Raw genomic sequence first — 24,091 nt, 5'->3', positions numbered from 1 at the left:
ATTCGACTGCGACTTCGTCTTTCATCCTGCAGCTTCGGCCTTCTTCAAGCAGTCCTTGAGTATTTGCGCCACCACCTCTACGTGAGGCTCCAACACCAGATCATGATGCTTGCCGGGCACATCGAACACCTCCACCTCCCCGGCGAAAGCCCCCCACCCCATCGTCGGATCGTTGCAATCGATACCTGGCTTGGTCTTCAGCAAGGTCACCCGGCCGGGGTATGCTTGGGTCGAATAGCGCCGCAGTGCCTGCAGATTGGCCAGATAGACCTTCAGGTATGTCCGCACCTGGGCGATGCCCACTTCCGGCGAAATCAAGTTGAGCCGCTGCGCGTTGCGCAGGAAGTGCTCGAGCCTTTGTTCGGGACCCATGTTCTTGAGCGCGGAGGTATCCAACTCGGCTGTGCCTTCGAAGAAGCGCCGCATCAGCGTGATGTCATCCAGCGCCTCATCGGGATCGCCACGCTCGGGGACACGGTGATCGAGCAATGCGAGCAGGGCGACCCGCTCGCCGCAGCGGACCAGTTGCTGTGCGATCTCATACGCGACGATGGCGCCCATCGACCAGCCGCCGAGCAGATAAGGACCCGTGGGCTGCGCGGCAAGGATCGATTCCAGATACAGGGTGGCCATCTCTTCGATCCGGTCCAGAGGTGGTGCCAGCTCCGACAACGGCGATTGCAGGCCATAGAACGGCCGCTCCCTGCCCAGCCGGTTCGCCAGATCGGCATAGCACAGCACGTTGCCGCCGGCTGGATGCACGAAGAACAACGGGCGTCCTCGCCCTGCGGGCTGAATGGCGACCAGCGGGTTGGATGCGCGTTCGGAGGCGTCCGTCAGGCGCAGCGCGAGTTTTTCGATGGTCGCGTCCTCGAACAGCGCCGCCAGCGGCAGCGAGCGGCCAGCCGCTGTTTCGATCTGCGCCATCAACCGCACCGCCAGCAGCGAATGGCCACCGAGGTCGAAGAAATCGTCGCGCACCCCAACCGGGCTTATCTTCAGCAGCGCTTCCCAGATGCGACAGAGCGTGCGCTCCATCGGCGTGCGCGGCGCGAGATAGGGTTCCTCCGTGTCGGGACGATCATTCCCAGGTTCGGGCAGTGCTCGACGGTCGACCTTGCCGTTGGGCAGCAGCGGCATCGTTTCCAGCAGCACGTAGTGCGAGGGATGTTGATGTCGCGGCAGTTCGCGTCTGGCCAGCGCCCGCAGGCTGACGATGGACACGCTCCTGCCCGGCTTGGCGACGAGATAGGCCACCAACCGGCGATCATCGTCGCCGTCGCCTTTGAGCGCAGCGACGCAGGCGCCTACGTCGGGATGCATACCGAGAACCGACTGGATTTCGCCCAGTTCGATGCGCACGCCCCCTATCTTGATCTGGTGGTCGATGCGTCCCTGGATCTCGAGCAGGCCGTCGGCGCGATACCTGCCGCGATCGCCAGTGAAGTAAAGCCGGTCGTCGGCATCGCCGAAGGGATCGGCAACGAAGCCGCCGCTGCGGCCATCCCCGGCACCATCGAGGTTGATGTAGCCCAGGCTGCAGTATGGCGTGCGAATCACGATCTGCCCGGGTTCGCCGACGCCGCACAGTTGCCCCGCGGCGTTGATCACGAGCCCTTGCGTGTGCGGAAGCGGACGACCGACGGGTTGTACGCCTGGCGACGGCGTGTCCTCGATACGATGGCAGAACTTGGCCAGTGTGGTTTCGGTCGGCCCGTAGAGATTGGCGATCCCACCGCTGCATGGGAAGGACTCGCGCCAGCGCCGCACCAGGTGTTCGGTCAGCGGCTCGCCGGCGAACAATGCCCAGCGCAGGGACCGCAGTTCGATCGCTGGCGCCAGAGCGGCGAGACTGGCTTGGGCCACCGCCGGCACGATGTGGACAATGGACACCGCTTCCGATTCCAGCCAGTCGAGGATATGGCTGGTATCGAACCGGGTCTGGTCGGGGGGCAGGCACAGCGTGGCACCGCTGGTGAGCGGCAAAAAGATGTCGCGCATCGACACGTCGAACGAGAGTCGGGACAACTGCGCGACACGGTCGGCCGGGCCGACCCCGAACTCCTCGCGTTCCCAGGCGATGAAATGCGAAAGGCCGCGGTGCGTGCACAGCACTCCCTTCGGAATGCCGGTGGAGCCGGAGGTGAAGCAGAGATAGGCCGGATGATCCGGTTGCGGCTGGAATGTCGGAGGCGAGATGTCAACCGGCGCGGCATCGATGGGCGCGGCGTCCGCGGCGGCGATGCGGGTCGCGGGTGGCCCTGCGACGTTGTCCAGGTCCGGTCCGCTGCCTCCGTCCTCGCACACCGCCAGCAACTGACGCGCACGCCCTTCGGCCAGCAACTGCCTGCGGCGATTCTCCGGATGCGTGCGGTCGATCAGCAGCAGCACTGCGCCGCTCTGCATCACCGCGACGATGGCGGCGATCAGGCCGAAACTGCGCGGCCCCAGCACCGCCACGGTGTCCCCTGGCTGCACCCCGAGGCCGGACAGGCAGTGCGAGATTTCGTCGGCGCGTTGCTGGAGCAGGCCGTAGCTCAACTCGTGTCCGCACTGGCGCAGCGCCGGCGCGGCCGGGGCGCGTTCCGCCCAGCCGCGGATCGCGTCCGTTACCGCCGCGTACGGCAACCGCGCCAGCGGCTGGCGGGGATCCGGCAGCATGTCCCGGGTTTGGGCAATGCGCAGCGTATAGGTATCGATGGGTTTGTCCGGCGCCTGCGCGATCTGTTCGAGCAGGTCGCCATACTGCGCCAGCAGGATCCGCATCCGCCGCTCGGCGAACAAGGCGCGCTGATAGACCAGCGAGAGCGCGACCTGTCCCCTGCCCTCGTCGGCATAGAGGGTGATCGCATGCTTGGCCTGGATCCCCTCGAGCTCGACGAAGCTCAGCGACAGTCCGGCGAGATCGACGCTGGCGCGAGGCATGTTGCCGAAGTTGAACAGGATCTCGAACAGCGGATTCCTGCCGACGTTGCGGTCCGGATTCAGCTCCTCGACCAGCTTCTCGAACGGGACCGACTGGTTCGCCAACGCGCCGAGCGAAACCTCCTTGACCCGCCGCAGGGCTTCCAGGAAGGTGGGCCTTTCCGACAGATCCGTGCGCAGTACCAACGTGTTGACGAAAAACCCGATCAGCGGCTCGGTCTGGGCGCGCTCGCGTCCGGACACCACCGTGCCGATCATCACGTCCTCTTGCTCCGTCTGCCGGTACAGCAGCACCTTGAACGCGGCGAGCAGGGTCATGAACAGCGTGGCGCCCTCGCGCCGACTCAGTGCCGCAAGGGACTCGGTCGTACGCTCGTCGAGAACCGCGTCGCATCGGCCGCCGCGGTAATCGTTCGACGCGGGACGCGCATAGTCGGCAGGCAGTTCCAGCCTCGGCAGCCGTCCGCCCAGTTGCTTGCGCCAATACGCCATCTCCGCCGCGCAGTCATCTCCGTCCAGCCACGCGCGTTGCCAGTGTGCATAGTCCGCGTACTGGATCGGCAACGCCGCGACGGGCGCGGCCTGGCCGCCGAGCGCGGCTTTGTAGAACGCGACCAGTTCCCCGATCAGCACCGCCGTCGACCAGCCGTCGGAGACGATATGGTGCAGATTGATGAGCAGGATGTGTTCGTCCTCTGCCAGGCGCAGCACGAGCACCCGGCACAGCGGCCCTCGTTCCAGATCGAAGGGGCGGCCGACTTCCTGCATGAGGACTGCGGCCGCGCGACGTTCGCGCTCGTCCTCGGCGACAGCACGCAGATCGCGCAGCTCGGGCTCGACAGTCGCGGCGGGATGCACGAGTTGCAGCGGCTCGCCGTCGATATCGGAAAAGGTCGTGCGCAGTGCCGCATGCCGTCGCACCACCTCGTGCAGGCTATCCTCGAAGGCGCGCATGTCCAGCGAACCCTTGAGGCGCAGTGCCGCCGGCATGACGTAGGCGGTGGACCCTGGTTCCAGCCGATCCAGAAACCACAGCCGCCGCTGGCTGAAGGAGGCCGGGTGCGGCTGCGGGCGCTGCGCCTTCTCGCGCAGTAGGCGCGCCAGCAGCGCACGCTTTTCCTGCGGCGAATGTCGGACTGCGCGGAGCTGCTGGGAATCGCTCACGTCTCGTCCCCCTCCAGCAGCATGTCGTCGAGCAGCGCATCGACTTCGGCATCGGACAGTTCGTCGATTTTCGACAGCAACCGTTCCTCCCGGGTGGCCTCGGCGCGGATGGGGCAGGCGGCGGGGGCCGGTCCACTGTCCTGCCGCAACAGGGCGTCGGCAAAACCTTCCAATGTGGGCCATTCGAACAGGAGGCGGAGCGGGACCTCGCGACCGAAGGTCTCGCGGATTCTCGAAACGACCTGGATCGCCATCAGCGAATGACCGCCCAAGTCGAAGAAGTGGTCGTTCATTCCGACCCGGCCGACATCCAGAACCTGCGCCCAGATCGCCGCCAGTTGCGTTTCCTCGGGCGTGCGCGGCGCCACATAGTCGTTCGTCGCTGTATCGCGCTGGCCGCCGAGCGTGGCCAGCCGCTCGCGGTCGACTTTGCCGTTGACGGTCAGCGGCAGCGATTCCAGGCATACGAACGCTGCGGGCACCATGTACTCCGGCAGGCGCCGCTTCAGGAAGGCGCGCAACTCCGCATCCGCTGGCTGCGCGTCCTTCGCGGCGAGATACGCGACCAACCGAGATGCGCCGCCATCGGTCGCTCGAACAAGCACCGCCGCGTCGCTCACCTGCGGATGCGCTGCCAACGCGGCCTCGATTTCTCCGGGTTCGATGCGGAAGCCGCGGACCTTGGCCTGATGGTCGGCGCGACCGCAGAACTGCAAATTGCCGTCGGCCAGGTAGCGTGCGCGGTCGCCGCTGCGGTACAGGCGGCCGCCAGGCTCTGTGGCGAAGGGATCGGGAACGAAGCGCTCCGCGCTCAGGCCTGGGCGGTTGAGGTAGCCGCGCGCCACACCCGCGCCGCCGATGCACAATTCCCCGATCGCGCCGACCGGCAGCGGCTGCAGATGCTCGTCGAGCACGTACACCCTGATGTTGTCGATAGGGCGGCCAATCGGGATGGTGCCGCTGCCGCTGGCGTCGCCGGACACTTCGTGGACCGTGCAACCCACCGTCGTTTCGGTGGGCCCGTACTCGTTGATCAGGCGTATCGCCGGTGCCCGCTTGCGCCAGAACTCGACCCGCGCCGCATCGAGCGCCTCGCCGCCGATGACGAAGGCGTTGGCCGCTGCGTCCCGCGCGGCCTCGGGGAAGCCGTGTTGCAGAAGGCTCAGATGGGCCGGCGTCAGCTTGATCAGGGAGTACTGCTTGCCTGCCGCCAGTTCGGCGGCCAGTGCCGGGACCTCCTCCATCCCTTCGGGCAAAAGCACGACGCGGCTGCCGAGGAGCAGGGGCACCCACAGGCTGGTGACCGTGGCATCGAACGACAGCGAGGTGTTCACCGGGGCGCCGGCGCCGGCCGCGGCGGCGTACCGATCGATGGCGAAGCGTAGGTAATTGACCACGTTGTCGTGGGAAAGCATGACGCCCTTCGGTCCGCCGGTCGATCCCGAGGTGTAGATGACATAAGCCAGACCATCGCCCGGCACGCGCGGGCGTGGAGGCGCGACGGCCTGTTCGGCGATACGCGGCGCGTCCGCGGCAAGACGCACGCAGCGCCCGGAATAGGAGGACATCCCATCCCGCCATGCATCGTCGAGTAGCAGCACCTGCGCGCCGGCGTCTTCCAGCATGGCCGTCGCGCGCTCCGACGGCGCGGCGGGATCCAGGGGCAGATAGGCACCGCCAGCCTTCAGGATGCCCAACAGCCCGACGATCATCGACAGCGAACGCCGCATGCATACGCCGACCACCGCGTCCGCACCGATGCCGAGAGCTTGCAGATAATGGCCGAGTTGGTTGGAGCGTTCATCCAGCTCCAGGTAGCTCAGCCGCTCGTCGCCGTGCTCCACCGCTACCCCATCCGGCGTACGTGCCGCCTGCTCCATGAACAGTTCGTGCAGGCGACGCGCCGGCGCGCGCGCGCGCGCGGTGTCGTTCCACTCGACCAGCAGCCTGTGGCGCTGCCCAGGGCGCATCACCGGCAGCCGCGACAGCGGCGTTCGCGCGTTCTCCGCCACGGCGTCCAGCAAGCTCTCGCAGCTCTCGATCAGTCGGTCGATCGTCGCGGCGTCGAACAGATCCGTCGCGTACTCCACCCTGCCCCACAGTTCCGCCTGGTTCTCGAAGAAGTCCAGCGATAGGTCGAACTTCGAACTGGCATGTCCGTCGAGCACCGGCGCCAGGGTGAGCCCGGGCAGTTTCAACTCGCTCGCGGGCTGGTTTTGCAGGGTGAGCATCACCTGGAACAGAGGCTGGCGTGACAGGTCGCGGTGTGGCTGCAGTTCCGCGACGAGCTTTTCGAACGGAAGATCCTGGTGCGCATAGGCGCCTAGCGTGGTTTCCCGCACCCGTGCCAGCAAGTCGACGAAGCTGGGATCGCCCGACAGGTCGGTGCGCAGCACCAGGGTGTTGGTGAACAATCCGATCATGCCTTCGGTCTGCTGGTGCGTGCGCCCGGCGATGGGCGCGCCGACCACGATGTCGCGCTGGCCGCTCCAGCGGCCCAACACCGTCTGCACCGCCGCCAGCAATACCATGTACAGCGTCGCCGCCTCCTGGCGGCCCAACGCCCGCAGTCTCTCCACGCACCGCGGCGCCAGCGAGAACGTGCGCCGCGCGCCGCGAAAGCTCGGTACGGCCGGTCGCGGCCGATCGGTCGGGAGTTCCAGCGCGGGTATCCCGGACAGGCGCTCGCGCCAGTACGACAGCTGTTGTTCCAGCGCATCGCCCCGCAGCCACTGCCGTTGCCACAGCGCGTAATCGGCGTATTGGACCGGCAGCTCCGCCAGCGGCGATCCACGGCCGCTACTGAAGGCCTCATACAACGCCTTGACCTCGGCAATGAACAGGGACATCGACCAGCCGTCGCTGACGATGTGATGCAGCGTGACCAGGACGACGTGGCTGTGCGGCGCCAGACGCAGCAGGCGCACCCGGCAGGGCGCATCCCTGCCCAGGTCGAACGGGTGCGCGGCTTCCTTGCGCAGGATTTCCGACACGGCGGCGAGCCGCTCGTCCGCCGCGATCGCGGACAGGTCTTCGCACGCCAGCCGCACCGGGCTTGGCACCTGGATCGCCTGAACGGGCTGCCCATCGACCTCGGGGAAGCGCGTCCTGAGGACCTCGTGTCGCCGCGAGATCTCCGTCAGCGTGCGCTCCAGCGCATCGGTGTCCAGTTGCCCCTCCAAGCGTACCGCTGCGGGCATGTTGTAGGCGGAACTGCCGGGCTCCAGGCGGTCGAGGAACCACAGCCGCTGTTGGGCGAAGGACAATGGCGGATCGCCCTGTCCGCCGGCCCTGCGCAGCAATGGCGGCCGCTGTTGCGCGGTCTGGACGGCCGTTGCCTGGATGCGCTGGGCGAGAGCGGCGACGGTCGGCGCCTCGAACAGCAGGCGCAGCGGGACTTCCAGGCCGAACTCCTCGCGGATGTTCGACACGACCTGCGTCGCGAGCAGCGAATGTCCGCCCAGGTCGAAGAAGTTGTCGGCCACGCCGACGCGTTGCTTGCGCAACACCCGGGCGAAGATCCGCGCCAGCGACGTCTCCGCCGGCGAGCGCGGCTCGACGTAGGGGCGGTCTTCCACCAACATGCGCCGCATCGTGCCTAGCGCCTTGCGGTCGATCTTGCCGTTCGGCGTCAGCGGCAGGCGTTCCAGCAGGACCAAGGTGGAGGGTCGCATGTATTCAGGCAACCGCGCGCGCAAATGCTCCTTCAATGCCGCTACGGCCTGCTCGGCGCCTTGCGCGCGTAGCGGAGCGTTCGCGTACGCGGACAAGTTCGTCGGCGCCGGACCGGGCTGCGTCCACCGTGGCGGCAACGCGGCCGCACTTGCGCGCACCACGACGTCATAGCGCCCGTCGTCGCCTCCCGCCGCGAAACTCGCTTCGACTTGCAGCCCTTCGCGCTGCGCCATCCGCCACCACTGCTCCGGGTCGATGCTTTGGCCCTGCGCGCCGCGCAGCGCCGCGCGGATCTGGCCGGCGCTACCCGCATGCGCCGCGTCCTGCAAGGATGCGGCCACGGCCAACGCCGGCTGCACGCGGGCGTTGGCGACATCGCGCAGCCCGATCTCCGCGTCGCCGCCGGCGGACCGGAGTGCGCGGGCGACTGCTTCCGGCGTCATGTCCGGCGTCCAACTTCGCCAGTGCACTTCGCGCTCGCCGGCCTCGTCCAGGTGCAGCACCACGTCGTAACGGAACCGGCTCAGTTCGTTGTCGTAGCCGCCACGCTTGGGCAGAACCTCCACTCGGCCCAGCCGCGGCCAGCGCGCCTTGAGCCGGCCGAACAGGCGGGCGTCGAGGACCAGTTCCGTTTCGCGCTCCATGCCCTGCTCCACCCGCTGCCGTAAGGTGGCGGCAGCGACGCCGTCCTCGGCCCGCTCCAGTTCCACCGACGCATGGAATGCTTCCAGCAAGGGCAAGCTACGCAGATCGCCGAGGAAGATGCGGCCGCCTGCGGCCATTTTGGGCAGCAGCGCATCGAGCACGCGCAGCAGGTAATCCAGGCTCGGGAAGTACTGGACCACGGAGTTGACGACGGCGGTATCGAAGCTACCGGGCTCCAGGTCGTCGAGTTCGTGGGCCTGGCGTTGCAGCAGGTGCACGATGCGGTCCGCGTCGGAGACGCGCGAAAGCCTGCGCCGCAAATGGTCCAGCGAGGCGGGAGAGAAATCCAGCCCCACATAGCGCTGACAGCGCGACGCCAACGGGAGCAGCAGAAGCCCGGTTCCGCAACCGATTTCGATCAGCCGCGAAGGCCGCAGCGTGGCGATTCGCTCGACGGTGTGCTCCACCCACAGGCGCATCTGCGCGGTGTCGATGGGCTGGCCGGTATAGGAACTGGCCCAACCGGCGATGTTGAAATCCGGGTCTTCGCCGGCACCCGCCGCGTCGTAGGTCTTGTCCCAGACCTGCTGCCATTGGACGAGCTGCTCGGCTTCGCCGTTGCGGCCGGCGGCAATGGCGTCGGCACCGGCACCGGCGCGATCCGGATCGGCCACGACGTAGGCGACGAGCCGCAGATCGCCGGGTTGCTCTTCGCGTGGGACGACGACGGCCTCGGCGACCATCGGGTGCGTGCGCAACGCGTTCTCGATCTCGCCGATTTCGATGCGGTGCCCGCGGATCTTGACCTGATGGTCGACTCGTCCGAGGAATTCAAGGCTGCCGTCGTCGCGATAACGCGCGACATCGCCGGTTTGGTACATCCTGGCGCCGGGCCGCTCGCCGAAAGGATCCGGGACGAAGCGTTCGGCGGTAAGCGCAGGTTGGTGCAGGTAGCCGTGCGCGAGTCCGTCGCCGGCGATGTACAGTTCGCCGCGGGCACCGATCGGCACCAGGCCCAGCGCCGCATCCAGCAGGTAGCAGCGCGTGTTGGCGATGGGATGCCCAAGGGACGAGAGCGCCTGCGCGCCTACCCGCGACAAGGTCGACCAGATCGTCGTTTCGGTGGGCCCGTACAGGTTGTAGACCTCGCCGCGCCATCCGAGCATCTGTTCGGCCAGGTCTGGCGGCAGCGCTTCGCCACCGCACAGCATCTTCAGCGGATGCTCGCCACGCCACCCGCTCGCGGCCAGCATCCTCCATGTCGACGGCGTGGCCTGCATGACCGTCGCTCCGGAGCGACGCAAGGCCTCCGCGAGCTGGAACCCATCGCTGGCCACTTCACGGCCGACCACCACCACGCTCGCACCTGCGATCAGCGGCAGGTACAGCTCCAACCCGGCGATATCGAAGGACAGCGACGTCACCGCGAGCAAGATGTCGTCTTCGTCCAGTCCCGGGACACGCCGCATCGACGCGAGGAAGTTGCCGAGCGCGCCATGCGGCACCTGGACGCCCTTCGGCCGGCCGGTCGAGCCGGAGGTATAGATCACGTACGCTGCATCGTCGGCACCGATCTCCAGCATCGGCGCGGTCGCCTCTTCCGCCGCGATCGCGGCCTGCTCGCGCTGCGGGTCCAGCACGCGCTCGGGCGTGCCGATACCCTGCACCCATGGCGCCTGCGCGTCGCCAACCAACAGCGCCATGCCGGAGTCCTCGATCATCAGCCGCAGCCGCGCGGGCGGATACGCGGGGTCCAGCGGCACATACGCTGCGCCCGCCTTCATCACCGCCAACAGCGTCTCCACCATCTGCACGGAGCGCTCCTGGCCGATGCCGACCAGCGCTCCCCGGCCCACGCCCTGTCGCCGCAGGTAGCGGGCCAGGCGGCTGGAATGTTCATCCAACTCGCGGTACGTGCGCCGCTGCTCGCCGCACGAGACGGCAAGGCGGTCCGGGGTGCGCCGCGCCTGCAGCGCGAACAGCGCCGGGACGGTGTGCGCGTCCGCCACCGCGGCGGTGTCGTTCCAGTCGCGCAGCAGGGTTCGCCGTTCGCGCGGGGACAGCATCGCCAGTTCGCCGATCGGCGCGCGCGGGTTCTCGGCGATGGCCTGCAGCAAGGTCTCGAAATGCCCCATCAGGCGCTCGATGGTCGCTTCGCGGAACAGATCGGTATTGAACTCCCAGGCATGATGCAACCCTTCGGCCAGCGTCATCGCGGACACGGACAGATCGAACTTCGAAGTCGGTGGCACCAGATCCACCAGCCCCAAGGTCAGCCCTGGAATCTTCAGCGAGCCCATCGGCGCGTTCTGCAACGCGAACCAGACCTGGAACAGCGCGGACCGGCTCAGATCGCGTTGCGGCTGCAGCACCTCCACCACACGCTCGAACGGCAGGTCCTGGTTGTCGTAGGCGCCCAGCGCCGCTTCGCGAACCAGGGACAGGACGTCGCAGAAGTTCAGCGCGCCGTCGAGCCGGGTCCGCAGCACTAGGGTATTCACGAAGAAGCCGATCATGCCCTCGAGCTCTTCGCGCTCACGGTTGGCGATCGGGGTGCCCACGCACAGATCGGTCTGCCCGGTGTAGCGGTAGAGCGCGATCTGGAACGCGGCGACCAGGGTCATGAAGATCGTCACCCCCTGGTCCTGGCTCAGGGCCTCGAGCTTGTCGAGGATGGGCTTGGGCAGGATCGAATAACGCGTGGATCCGTTGAAGGTCTGCAGCGCCGGCCGGGCGAAGTCGGTCGGCAGGTCCAGGCTGGGCGGTGCGTCCGCCATCCGCTCGCGCCAGTAGCGCAGTTGCTGATCCAGGATCTCGCCGGCCAACCATTGCCGCTGCCAGTACGCGAAATCCGCGTACTGCACCGGCAGCTCGGGCAAGGGCGAGGCTTCCCCGCGCGCGTACGCGGCGTACATCGCGGCGAATTCGCGCACGAAGACACCGATCGACCAGCCGTCGCTGACGATGTGGTGCAAGGTCAGCAGTGCGATGTGGTGGTCGTCCTCCAGCTTGATCAGCAGCATCCTGATCAGCGGGCCGCGCGCCAGATCGAATGGCCGGGTGAACTCGGCCATCGCCGCCTGCCGCGCTGCGGACTCGCGCTCGGCTTCGCGGACCCCGCTTAGGTCCAGCAACGGGATCGCCACCGAGACCGCCGCGTCGATCGTCTGGAACGCCTGGCCTTGCCGGTCCTCGAACCGGGTCCGCAGCGATTCGTGCCGGCGTACGATCTCATCGACGCTCTTCTGCAACGCGGCCACGTCCAGGCTACCGCGCAGGCGCACTGCCGCCGGAATGTTGTAGAACGAACTTCCAGGCTCCATCTGATCGAGGAACCATAGCCGCTGCTGGGCGAACGACAGCGGCAGGCTGGCGGTCCTGGGCATGGGTTGCAACGGAAAATCGCGCACGCGCCGCCCGGACGTGCGCGCGTCGTCGATCAGCCTGGCCATGCCCGCGACGCTCGGCGCCTCGAACACGCTGCGTACCTGCAGCTCGACCTGGAAGGTCTTGTTGACCCGCGAAATCACCTGCGTCGCCAGCAGCGAATGCCCGCCGATCGCGAAGAAATCGTCCTCCACGCCGATCCGGTCCAGGCCCAGTACCTGGCGCCAGATGCTCGCCAGCACCTGCTCGGTGGGCGTGCGCTCGCGGGCCACTAGGCTCTGCTCGGCGGGTTCGCCGCGCTCCGGCGCTGGCAGCGCCGCGCGATCGATCTTGCCGTGCACGGTCAAGGGCAGCGCGTCGACGAAGGCGAATGCCGAGGGCACCATGTACTGTGGCAGGCGCGCGCCGAGTTGTTGCTTCAATTGCGCGATCAGTCCGGCGACGAGCTTCGGCTTGACCGGCGCGTTGGTGTAACGCGGCCACTGTGGCGGCGCGGACGCGCGGTCGATCCAACGGATCGGCGCCACTGCGCTGCCGCGCTCGCGGATGGCGACATCGTAGCGGCCATCGGCCGCGCCCCGCGCCCAGCTGAGTTCGACCTCGAAGCCTTCCTCCTCCAGCCGCCACCACTCTTCGGGGTCGATGCCTTCTTCTTCGGGGACCAGCATCTGCTCGTAATGCAATTGCTCGACGCTGCACTCCGGTGGCGGATCGCGCAACAGCGCGGCCGCGGCGACCGCGGTGGCGATCCGCGCGTTAGCCACATCGCGCAGGCACAACTCGCCACCGCCGCCGACCTTGAGCCGGTAGCGCGCCTCCAGCGGCGTCAGCTCCGGTTGCCACGTCTGCCATTGCGGGTCGCGATCGGGTTCGGCCCGGTCCAGATGCAGGACCACGTCGTAGCGAAAGCTGTTGAGCTCATTCGCGTATCCGCCGCGCTTGGGTCGGATCTCGGCCGCGCCGATGCGCGGGAAGCGGATCGGCAGCGCGGCGAAGAAGCGCGGATCGAGCACCAGTTCGCGATCGCGCTGCACGGCGGCCTCGATGCGGTCGTGCAACCGTTCCAGCGGCAACGCCGGGTCCGCGTGGGCGAGTTCGACCGAGGTGTGCATCGCGCGCAGCAATGGCAGGCTGCGTATGTCGCCAAGGAACACCCGACCGCCGGTCTCCAGCTTCGGCAGCAGGCGCTCGATGACCACGAACAGGTAATCCAGGCTAGGAAAATACTGAATGACGGAATTCATCACCGCGGTGTCGAATCCGGCATCGGGGAGGTCATCGAGCTGGTGCGCGGCGCGCTGCAGCAACCGCACCCGCTCGCTCAGGTCGGCGCGGCGGCGCAACCCGCGGCGGACCGATGAAAGCGAGAAGCCGGAGAAGTCCAGGCCGGTATAGTGCGCAGTGAGGGGCGCCAGCGGGAACAGCAACAACCCGGTGCCGCAGCCGATCTCGAGGGTGCGCGTGGGCCGCAGGCGTTTGATCAGCTCGACCGTGTGATCCACCCATAGCCGCATCTGCGTGGTGGGAATCGGCTCGCCGGTCGCAGAACTCTTCCAACCGGCGATGTTGAACTCCGGATCCGCCTGGGTTTCGTCCTCGGCGTAGTCGATCTCCTCGAAGGTTTCCTGCCATTGCGACAATTGCTCGGTTTCCAGCGCTTCGTCGCGGTATTCGGCGTCCTGGACCAAATACGCGACCAGGCGCTTGTCGCCTGGCTGGTCCTCGCGCACCATCACGAATGATTCGCGGATCGCCGGATGCTGGCGCAACAGGGATTCGATCTCGCCCACTTCGATGCGAAATCCGCGCAGCTTGATCTGTTGGTCCACGCGGCCGAGGAATTCGATGTTGCCGTCCGGCAGCCATCGGGCCAGATCGCCGCTGCGATAGAGCCGTTCGCCTGGGTGTCGGGAAAACGGATGCGGGACGAACCTGCTGGCAGTCAATCCTGGTTGCGCCAGATAGCCGCGGGCCAGTCCGGCGCCGCCGATCATGAGTTCGCCCGGCGCGCCGACCGGAAGCGGTTGCATGTCGGCATCGAGGATGTAGGCGTGCGCGTTGGCGACCGGTCGCCCGATCGGCGGCGCGGCGGCCGCCGACGCGTCGCAAAGCGCGTAGCTGGCCCACACCGTCGTTTCCGTGGGCCCGTAGGCGTTGAACAGGCGCCGCCCGGGCGCCCACTTGCCGACCACGTCGCGCGAACAGCTTTCGCCGGCGGACACGATGGTTCGCAAGTGCGGCAGATCGGCCATTTCCAATGCCGCCAGCGCCCCGGGAGTAGTGTCGAGGATCGAGATCGCCCTGTCGCGCAGCACCTGGATCAGCTCGGGACCGGGCCGGATGGCGTCACGGTCCGCCAGGCACAAGGTGCCGCCATGCGCCAGCGCCAGACAGATCTCAAATACCGAGGCGTCGAAACCGAACGATGCGAACTGCAGCACACGCGCACCATCGAGTGGCCCGTATGCGGCGGCCTGCGCGTGCACCAGGTTGCGAAGTCCGGCGTGGCTGAGCATGACGCCCTTCGGTGTGCCGGTGGTGCCGGACGTGTAGATGACGTAGGCCAGGTCGTCGGCATCGACGGGCGCGTGCTGCGCGGCGACGTCCCCGGCAGCGGCCTCCGCGCCGGCCAGTTGCGCATCGAGCCGGAGTACCGGCACCGGCGCCGCTGGCGGCAGCGCGGCATCCTGGATCAGCAGCCTGAGGCCCGCATCGCGGGCGATGAACTCGCGCCGGTCCTGCGGATATTGCAGATCGATCGGCACGTACGCGGCACCGGCCTTGAGGATGCCCAGAAACGCGATCAGATACCGTTCCGATGGACCCGCGAGCAGGCCGACCCGGTCGTTGGCCCGCACCCCGTGTTCGTGCCGCAGGCGGATGGCGAGCCGATCCGCGGCGCGGTCGAGTTCGGCGTAGGTGAGCGTGATGTCGCCGTATTCGGCCACTACCCTCTCTGGATGCAGGCGCGCCCGCGCTTCGAACAACGCGTGGAACGGGGCCAGGGACGGCAACGGCTGCTCGGTGGCGTTCCAGTCGCCGAGTATCCGCTGCCGTTCGTCCGCGTCGAGCAGTGGCAGGCGCGCGATGGCCGTCGCGGTGGCGGTTTCCGCCACCGCGCCTTCGAGCAGCGCCTGCAGGCTTCGCGCCATCCGCTCGGCGGTGGGCGCGTCGTAGAGCGCGCCGTTGTAGTGGAACTCCAGTGCGAGCCCGGCATCCGCCTTCAGTGCCGAGAGCTTGATACGGAACGCATCCGTGCAGTTGTATTGGCGCTGGGCCTGCAAGCGCAGGCCGCCAGCGTGGACGCTGCGACCGCAGTCGACGAACTCGAACGCGAACGGAAACTTGGACGGTTCCAGTGCGGCGCCCTGTTGCTCGCTGTACGCGAGCCAGGAGAAGTAGCCCCGGCACGCGCCCGTCTGGCGAACCGCTTCGGCCGCCTGGGCCGCGGCTTCGTCGAGGCGGAACGTGCCGTCGAAGTAGCCGTGTACCGGCAGCCACCGCGCGTACAGTCCAGGCAGGTCCAGCAAGGCTTCGCTGCTGGCGCGGTCGTCGAACAGCCGCCAGACGACGATGTCCTGCTCGCCGCTCAACCGCCACAACAGGATTTGCCAGCAGGTCAGCACGAAGGTGGCCTCGTCGGTGCCGCAGCGGCGCGCAGCGGCTTCGATGCCGGCCGCGAGCCCTGGCGTCTCGGCCAGGCGCAACGAGCGCGGCTCGAACGCCGCATCCTGCGGCGGCCGCTTTTCGGCGAACAACGCCGGTGACGGATAGGCCTGCAGCGTCTGCACCAACCAGCGTTCGATCGCGTCCGAGGCATCGTCCGGGTCCGGTTGCGCCCACTGGAGCTCGGCGTAGTCGGCGTACTGGATCGCTTCCTCCTCGACCGCCGCTTCGGGTTGTCCCGTGTGCCGAGCGAAGTAGCGGCCGAGCTCCTGCACGAGAACCCTCGCAGTGGCCGCATCGGCGCACGCCGCGGGCAGGGCGATGACCAGGTCGCTGCGGCGTTCGCTCAACACCAGCCGGGTGACCTGCAAAGCCGACGGACGCACAGGATCGATCTCGCACTGGATCGCGGTCGCCAGGCAGGCGTCACGAAGCTCCGCCTGTTCCGCCGCGCTGCGCGCGCGCAGATCGACCGTCGCGCATGCCATCGGCACCCGGTCGGCGACGACCTGGAGCGGAAGCGCCGCGCCCTGCTGCACGTGGAAATAGGTGCGCAGCACCTCGTGGCGGCCGACGACCCAGTCCAGCGCCTGTTCGAGGATCCCGCCATCGAGCTCGCCGTCGATCGATAACAGTCCGACCCAGTTGCATCGTGCAATCTGTCGCAACTGCCAAACGTGCTTCTGATGCGGCGATACGCGATAGCCTTCCAGCGTTTCCTTGTTCATGGTCACATCCATCGGGCGGAAGCCGTTGGGAATCACAGGTGGAGGGTCTTTTGTCCGAACAACCGTTCCGCTTCCACGCCGCGCTCCTTGCAGGCGGCCAGGAAGCGGTCGGATTCGGTGATCTGCAGCGAATCGGCGGTCCAGTTGATGCTCATGATGTAGCTCAGCCAGGGCTCCAGTCCCATCGCGTACACATAGGCCTTCTTGCAGCGCAGGCTGTCGGCCATCTCGATGGCACGCGTGTAGTTGCAGGCCGACCCCTGGCGGGAATAGTCCATCTCGCGGCTCTGCTTGCGCAGCATCAACGGGCCGTAGAACCACGACGGCGGCGCGCCGTCGCATTCCATGCCAAGGAACAGCGCATCGATGTCGCCGTACTCGGCATGCAGGTGCCGGTATAGCTGGGTCTCCAGATTGCAGGCGTCGGCGGCGACCACGATCGATTTGCCGCCGGCGCGGACCAGGTATTTGATCCGGCTGTGCAGGTTCAGATCGTGATGCTCGCCCAGGAACGGCAGCGCGGTCAGGCTGCCGCCTTCGAATTCGACACTTTCGAATTCGTCCAGGCCGATCACGTTGCGGAATCCGAGATGGCCGAGCAGCAATTGCAAGGACGGGTCGGCCAAGGCACCGCGGTTATTGCGGGGTACGACCACGCACCCTACCTTGTGGCGCAGCTGCAGCAGCGATTCCAGCACCACGTGGTCGAGATGGGCGTGGGTGATGATGACGTAATCGATCACCTCCGGCAGATCGGCGTAGGTTTGCCGCTCGATGTTGCTTTCGTACTCGTAGCTGATCATCGGATCGGTCAGGATGCTGACCTGGCGGGTTTCGATCAGCAGGCAGGCATGGCCGAAATAGCGCACCCGTACGCTATCGGATTCGAACCTGGCTTCCGGGCGCGGTCGTGGCGCAGCCTGGGTGAACAGGGTGTCGAACAGCGGCCGGTCCGCGGCACCCACCTCCAACAATTCGGCGATCTCGTCCACCGGGCGCGGCGTGCGCTTCATCGCGAACAACGCATCCAGACGCGGGTCGTCGAAGGGCAGGTTCAGGCACAGGTAGTCGCTGCCGGGCAGGCGTGGCGTGCTCAGCACGAATGGGCGCTCGTCCCGGTCCACCAGCGACAGGCCGATGCTCTGCCAGGCCCGGTCGTAGACCGGCGTGCGATAGAGCAGCCGTTCGATCAGCCGGAACGAGGGAACGTGATTCAGATCGTAGGTGAGTTCGACATAGCCTTTCAGCGCATCGGGAATCTGCGCGTAAAACGGCTCGAGCGAAAAGCCCTTGGCTTCCCTGCGTATCAGTTGGTCCAGCGAACGGATGTTTTCGGCGAACTCCAGGGCCGGCCTTGCCTGCGCGAGCGTACGCTCCAGCAGAGCCTGGATCTCCGGCATCCGGTTCCCGGCGTAGTTCATGAACGGTCCGCCGATCATCGACGGATCCTGCGAGGCGGCCGCATGCGCCTCCGGCGACAGCACATACGACTTCATGATCTGGATCTGCGAATTGGCCAGGAACATCGCGCCGCTGGCCGGCGGTACTGCCAGCGAGACGGCGTACCACTGGCGCAGCAGCGGTTCGGTTCGCGCGTTGGGCTTCAGATAGGACGGCGTGCTCTGCATTAGCGGTTCTCTCCCTCGCCGTCGATGAGGACGGGCTTTCGCCGGATGGTCTTGAGTTTTGCCCGCAGGGCGTCCTGCGCCGGCGCCGGCGCTGGTATCGGCGCTTGCGCGCCTGCCGGGCTTCCGTCGGCGCCGAACAACGGAATCGCGTTCAAGCGGGTGTGCGGCTCGGCGGCGACGTAGCACAGAATGTTTTCGTACTGGCGCAGCAGCCGCTGCATGGTCGAGGCGCGGTACAGGTCAGTGTTGTAGTTGATCTGCACTTTGATGCCGTCCTGATCCAGATCGGTGATCGACAGCGCCCAGTCCACCTTCGACTCGCCGCCGTCGATCTCGATGCGGCGCAACCGCAGGCGGTCGTTGCCTACGTCGATGGCCTGCGCCGTGTCCGGGTAGTTGTGCAAGCCGAACAGGATCTGGAACAGCGCCTGCCGGTCCAGGTTGCGCTCGGGCCGCAGCACTTCCACGAGTTTCTCGAACGGCAAGTCTTCGTGGGCATAGGCATCGACCGCGACCTTACGGACCCGCTCCATCAGCTCGGTGAAGCGCGGGCCGCCGGACACGTCCACGCGCATGACCAGGGTGTTGACGAAGAAACCGACGACCGATTCGGTCTCCGTGCGGTTGCGGTTGGCGACCGGGGTGCCGATGACGATCTCTTCCTGCCCGGTGTAGCGCTGCAGCAAGGCGGCGAAAGCCGCGAACAAGGTCATGAACAGCGTGCAGTCGCGGTGCTTGCCCAACTGCCGGATGCGGTCGCTCAGCTCCGGCGCGATCACGTGGGTTTCCAATCGGCCGAGATAACGCTGTTCGGCCGGACGCGGAAAGTCGGCGGGGAACTCCGACACCGGCAGATCGCCGGCCAGTTGCCTTGTCCAGTAGGCCAGCAGCTTGTGCAGCGACGCGCCGCTCAGGCGTTCCCGCTGCCAGACCGCGAAGTCCACATAGCGGATCGGCACCTCCGGCAGCGGGTTTGGCTGGCCGCGCGAGATCGCTGCGTAGAGGACCAGTATCTCGCGCAGCAGCAGGCGGTTGGACCAGCCATCGGTGATGATGTGATGCATCTCGAGCAGCGCCGTGTGCTCGTGCTCGCCGAGTTGGATCAGGCTGACCCTCAGCAGCGGCGCGCAGGTCAGGTCGAACGGCCGCGCCGCCTCTTCCTGCGCCAGCCGCAGCAACCGAGCTTCTCGCTGTTCCGGCGGTAGGTCGCGCAGGTCGTGGCAGGCGATCGGCACCGGCGCTGGCGGTTCGATGATCTGCACCGGCCGGCCGTCGACGCTGGCGAAGCGGGTACGCAGCGACGCGTGGCGGCGCGTGATGGTGTCGATGGTCGCGGCGAGCCCGTCGCGATCCAGCGGCCCCTCGATGTGCAACGCCAGCAGCGGTTCGTTGTAGAACGCATTGCCCGGCGCCATCTGGTCGAGGAACCAGAGCCGCTGTTGCGAAAACGACAGCGGGTACGCGTCGGCGTCGGCCGCCCTGGCGATGACGTCGGCTTGCGGGGGGCTGAGGCCGCGCTGCTTCAGCATCAACCGGAACAGCGCCTGCTTCTCCGGTGGCAGCCGGCCGATGCGGTCCGACAGGTCGTTCACGATCGTTCTTCTCCCTCCAGGCGCCGTTCGACTTCCTGTTCGTCCAGGGCTTCGATCTCGGCCAGCAGGCTGGAGATCTCGAGCAGGTCCTCCTCGGGCGCTTGCCCTTCGCGGATGACGTCGGCCAGTCCGGCGACGCTCGGACGTTCGAACAGCGCACGCAGCGGCAATTGCTGCTGGAAGGCCTCGCGCAGTCGCGACATCAACTGCACGGCGAGAAGCGAACTGCCCCCAAGTTCGAAGAAATTGTCATAGACGCTGATTTCCTCGATGCCCAGCACCGAGCGCCCGACCTCGACGATGATGCGCTCGATCTCGTCCCGCGGGCCGACCAGATCGCTTCGCGGCGGCTTTCCCGCCGTCGCGGGCGCTGGCATCTGCGCGCGTGGCTCGGTGGGTTTCCCGGCCGGCTTCCTTTCCAGCGATTCCAGCCTGACCCACTGGTCGGTGCGCAGCCTGAGATCGCCGGTGGCGAGGATCAGTTGCGGCGCATCGGCGATGGCGAGCGCATGCCGGAAGCATTCGATGACCTCCTCGTCCGACATCACCAGCTTGGCCAGCTCGTTGCCGAAATGGCCACCGCCGCGCTCCCCGGCATCCGCCGGCATTTCGCGCCGGTGCCAGCTCTCCCAGTTGATCGTCCGCCACGGCAGCCCGCGCTTGCGGGCGTGCTGCGCATAGGCGTCGAGGAACAGATTCGCCGACGAGTACGCGATGAAGCCAAGACCGCCGAGGATTGGCGACAGCGAGGAAGTGAACAGGCAGAAATCGATCCAGCGCCCTTGCAGCGCCTGTTCGAGTGCGAACAGGCCTTCGACCTTCGGGGCGAACATGCGTTCGCAGTCGGCACGCGTGGCTGTCACCAGCGGCACGTGCTCTTGCAGGCCGGCCGCATGGACGACGCCGTGCAGGGCGCCGAAGCGGCCGACGGCTTCGTCGACGAGTTCGCGCAACTGCCGCGCGTCGGCCAGGTCCAGCGGCCTGGCCAGCACTTCGGCGCCGAGCGCTTCGAGTTCCAGCACCTTCCGCAGGCGCCAGGCGCCGTGATCCGCGTCATCGGCGGCGGCGATGATGCCGTCCCAGTGCTCGCGCGGCGGCAGTGCCTGCCGCGCGGTCAGGATCAGCTTGGCGCGGTAGGCCTGCGCGAGGTGCTTGGCCAGCAGCAGGCCGAAGCGGCCCAATCCGCCCAGGATTAGATAGACCCCGCCTTCGCGCAGCGGCGGGCGCGGCGTGGCGTCTACGCGCACGGGTACGGGTTCGTAGGCGCGCAGCCAGCGCGAACGCCCGCGGTAGGCCACGGCGGGTTCGCGCTCGGCCGCGAAGAGCTCCGCCAGCAGGATGTCGGCCAGCGCGTCGGCGCCCGCGTCGCCCGGGCTACTCGGCAATTCCACATCGATGCTGCGGCAACGCAGGTTGGCGTGCTCCTGCGGTATCACTAGGCACGGTCCGAGTGCCAGCGATTTCTCGGGCACGATGCGCTCGTTGCCCGACAAGTCGTGCAGGCGATTGGCGACCAGCCAAAGCTCGACCGGATCGATCAGATTGGCCTTCGCGATCGCCTGCGCCACGCGCAGCATCGCATAGAACCCTTGATCGACGATCCGCGGGTCGGCGCGATCGGAGGTCGCGCCCTCCCCTGCCCGGTCCAGCATCCACAGATGCACGATGTGCCCCGGCTTGCGATCCGATCGCAGCAGGGTCTGGACCAGCCGTTCCCACTCCGGGGCGGCCGCCGGATCGATCTGGAAGTCGCCGTCGCCTACCCGCGCCGCCTGCGTTGCGGGAAAGACACGCACGCAGCGCTGTCCGCGCGCGTGCAATCGCTGGACCAGGCGCTCGCCGATGCCTTCGGCATCCATCAGCACCAGCCAGTTCGAGTCCGCGTCGGCATCGCCGGTGCCAGGCGCGGGCGGCGGCAAGGCGCGCTTCCACGACGGCAGGTAGAACCAGTCGGCCATGCGCGGCTTCTTGTGGATCCCCGCCCCCGTCGCGGCCTGCTCCTGCATCAACGGCCTGGCGTCGACCCAGAACCGCTGCCGCTCGAACGGATATGTCGGCAACGGCAGGCGCCGGCGGCGCTGCCCGGCGTACACCCCGGGCCAGTCGATCCTGCCACCGGCCAGCCACAGTTTCGCCAGTGCGCCCCACAGGTGCGCGCCGTCGCCGCGGCCGTCGCGGGCGTGGCGCATCAGCGCGATGACCGCAACGGAATCGGTTGCCGCGCGATGCGCGCGGGCCAACTCGCACAGCGCATGGCCTGGACCGACCTCGAGCAGAATCCGCTTGGGTTCCTTCTGCAGTTCGGCGATCCCCGCGGAGAATTCGACGCTCTGCCGCAGGTGCCGCAGCCAATAGTCCGGAGTCGCCACCTCCGACCCGGCCCAGGTCCCGGTGACGTTCGACAGATACGGAATGCGCGGCGGATGGAACTCGATCTGGCCGAGCACTTCGCGCAAGGGCGCGAGCACGGGATCCATCATCGGCGAATGGAACGCGTGCGAGGTGCGCAGGCGCTGGCAAGGGATGTCCTGGGCCTTGAGCGCCTTCTCCAGCGCGTCCACCGCGGCGGCCGGGCCGGACACGACGCTGGACTCCGGTGCGTTGACCGCGGCCAGCGACAGATCGCCGCCGAGCCATTCGCGCGCCTGCGCCTGCGGCAGCCGCACCGCGAGCATGCTGCCGCCGTCCAGCGCCTGCATCAGACGGCCGCGCGCGGCGACCAGCCGCAGCGCGTCCTCCAGCGACACCACGCCGGCGATGCACGCCGCCACGTACTCGCCCAGGCTATGCCCGATCATCGCCTGCGGCTCGATTCCGGCCTGCATTAGCCAGCGCGCGAGCGCGTATTCGACGACGAACAATTCCGGCTGCGCGACCGCGGTCTGGTCGACCGCGGCATTACCGTCCGCGTCCGCGGGCTGGAACATCACGTCGAGCAGGTCGAAATCGACATGCGGCCGCAGCAGCGCGGCGCAGCGGTCGACGTGCTCGCGGAACAGCGGTTCGCCTGCGTAGAGATCGGCCGCCATGCCCGGGTACTGCGAGGCCTGGCCGGGAAACATGAACACCAGCGGCCGAAATCCCGGCTCCGCCGTCGCCGTCAGCAGGCGCTCGCGGTTGTCGCTGTCCAGGACCTGGATCGCGTCGGCGGCATCCCGGCAGACCACCGCGCGGCGCATGCCGAACGGTTTGCGGCCGACCTGCAAGGTATAGGCGACATCGGCCAGGGAGGCCTGTGGATGGGTTTTGAGGTAGCCGCTCAGGTTCGCGGTCGCGGTGTCGAGCGCGCTGCGGGTCTTGGCCGAAAGCAAGAGCAATTGCCACTCCCGCGCGGGCGCGGACGGCTCGGGCTCCGGCGCTTCCTCGAGCACCACGTGCGCGTTGGTCCCGCCGATACCGAGCGAGCTGACCCCGGCGCGGCGCGGGGCCGCGCCGCGCTTCCACTCCCGCAGTTCGGCGTTGACGAAGAACGGGCTGGCGGCGAAGTCGATCCTCGGATTGGGCCGGACGCAATGCAGGCTGGGCGGAATGGCGCCGTGTTCCAGCGCCAGGATCGTCTTGATCAGTCCCGCCACGCCGGCCGCTGCGTCCAGATGGCCGATGTTGGTCTTCAAGGAGCCGATCGGGCAGTAGCCGCGCCGGTCGGTCCCCATGCGGAAGGCTTCGGTGAGCGCCTGGATCTCGATCGGATCGCCAAGCGCGGTACCGGTGCCATGCGCTTCCACGTACCCGATGCTGTCGGCGCTCACCCCGGCATTGGCGAGCGCCTCCACGACCACCGCGGCCTGCCCTTGAACGCTGGGCGCGGTGAAGCCGACCTTCAGCGAGCCATCGTTGTTGATCGCGGAGCCCTTGATGACCGCGCGGATGTTGTCGCCGTCGGCCAGCGCGTCCTCGAGCCGCTTCAGCACCACCACGCCGACGCCATTGCCGAACACGGTTCCCTGCGCCTGGGCGTCGAACGCGCGGCAGTGTCCATCGGGCGAAAGGATGCCGCCCTCCTGGTAGAAATACCCAGAGCGCTGCGGCACCCGCACCGCCACTCCGCCGGCCATGGCCAGATCGCACTCGCCGTTGAGCAGCGCCTGGCACGCGATATGGGTGGCCACCAGCGACGTCGAACAGGCGGTCTGCACCGCCACGCTGGGACCGTTCAAGCCAAGCTTGTACGAGACGGTGGTGGTGAGGTAATCGACGTTGTTGCCGATGCCGATCTGGGCCACGCCGACCGCGTCGTGCAGGGACGGGTTCGAATACAGGTTGAGAAGATAGGTGCTCAACAGTGAGCCGGCATAGACGCCGGCCGCGCCGGCGATCGCCTCGGCGTGGTAGCCGGCGTTCTCCAGCGCCTCCCAGGCGCACTCCAGGAACACCCGGTGTTGCGGATCCATGACCTCGGCTTCCTTCGGGGTGAACTCGAAGAAACCGGCATCGAAAAGCTCCGCGTCATCGAGCATCGCGGCGGCCGGCACGTGATCCGGGCGGTCCGCGGCAGCGCGGCCGAGACCGGGAAGTTCCAGTTCCTCCGGGGCGAGGCGGCGGATCGACTCGACGCCGTCGCGCAGATTGCGCCAGAACTGGGCGACATCCGTGGCGCCGGGAAAGCGGCCGGCAAGACCGATGACGGCGATATCGCAATCGCCGGCCGCGGCGGCATCCCGATCAGAGTGATTCATCATCC

General features: G+C 67.6%; 5 protein-coding genes. All 5 read right to left on the bottom strand.

The features are described from left to right. Positions 1 to 21 precede the first annotated feature (21 nt). From AC1PMG_RS10340 to AC1PMG_RS10320, 5 genes are read right to left on the bottom strand one after another with little or no spacing between them, the layout of a single operon-like run. Complete coding sequence (locus AC1PMG_RS10340; protein WP_481111550.1) at positions 22 to 4,089, bottom strand: amino acid adenylation domain-containing protein; 4,068 nt, start codon at positions 4,087 to 4,089, stop codon at positions 22 to 24. Further along, positions 4,086 to 16,190, bottom strand: coding sequence for an amino acid adenylation domain-containing protein (locus AC1PMG_RS10335; protein ID WP_481111549.1), 12,105 nt, complete (start codon positions 16,188 to 16,190; stop codon positions 4,086 to 4,088). The genes AC1PMG_RS10340 and AC1PMG_RS10335 overlap by 4 nt, the downstream gene beginning before the upstream one ends. 32 nt (positions 16,191 to 16,222) lie before the next feature. Beyond that, positions 16,223 to 17,818, bottom strand: coding sequence for an MBL fold metallo-hydrolase (locus AC1PMG_RS10330; RefSeq protein WP_481111548.1), 1,596 nt, complete (start codon positions 17,816 to 17,818; stop codon positions 16,223 to 16,225). Further along, positions 17,818 to 19,410 carry a condensation domain-containing protein gene (locus AC1PMG_RS10325; RefSeq protein WP_481111547.1) on the bottom strand — a complete coding sequence of 531 codons (1,593 nt, stop codon included), beginning with the start codon at positions 19,408 to 19,410 and terminating at the stop codon, positions 17,818 to 17,820. Before AC1PMG_RS10325 ends, AC1PMG_RS10330 begins: the two co-directional genes overlap by 1 nt. Next, a complete protein-coding gene (locus AC1PMG_RS10320) occupies positions 19,407 to 24,086 on the bottom strand; it encodes a type I polyketide synthase (RefSeq protein WP_481111546.1) in 4,680 nt (1,559 codons plus the stop codon). The genes AC1PMG_RS10325 and AC1PMG_RS10320 overlap by 4 nt, the downstream gene beginning before the upstream one ends. Positions 24,087 to 24,091: the final 5 nt, after the last annotated feature.

The sequence above is a fragment of the Xanthomonas sp. NCPPB 2250 genome, from assembly GCF_056725265.1.
The sequence above is the reverse complement of the archived record's forward strand: the minus strand, read 5'-3'. Positions and strand labels throughout refer to the sequence as shown.

Coding starts and splice junctions, on each gene's coding strand:
- AC1PMG_RS10330 (WP_481111548.1), bottom strand. CDS start 17,818: ATGCAGAGCACGCCGTCCTATCTGAAGCCCAACGCGCGAACCGAACCG.
- AC1PMG_RS10335 (WP_481111549.1), bottom strand. CDS start 16,190: ATGAACAAGGAAACGCTGGAAGGCTATCGCGTATCGCCGCATCAGAAG.
- AC1PMG_RS10320 (WP_481111546.1), bottom strand. CDS start 24,086: ATGAATCACTCTGATCGGGATGCCGCCGCGGCCGGCGATTGCGATATC.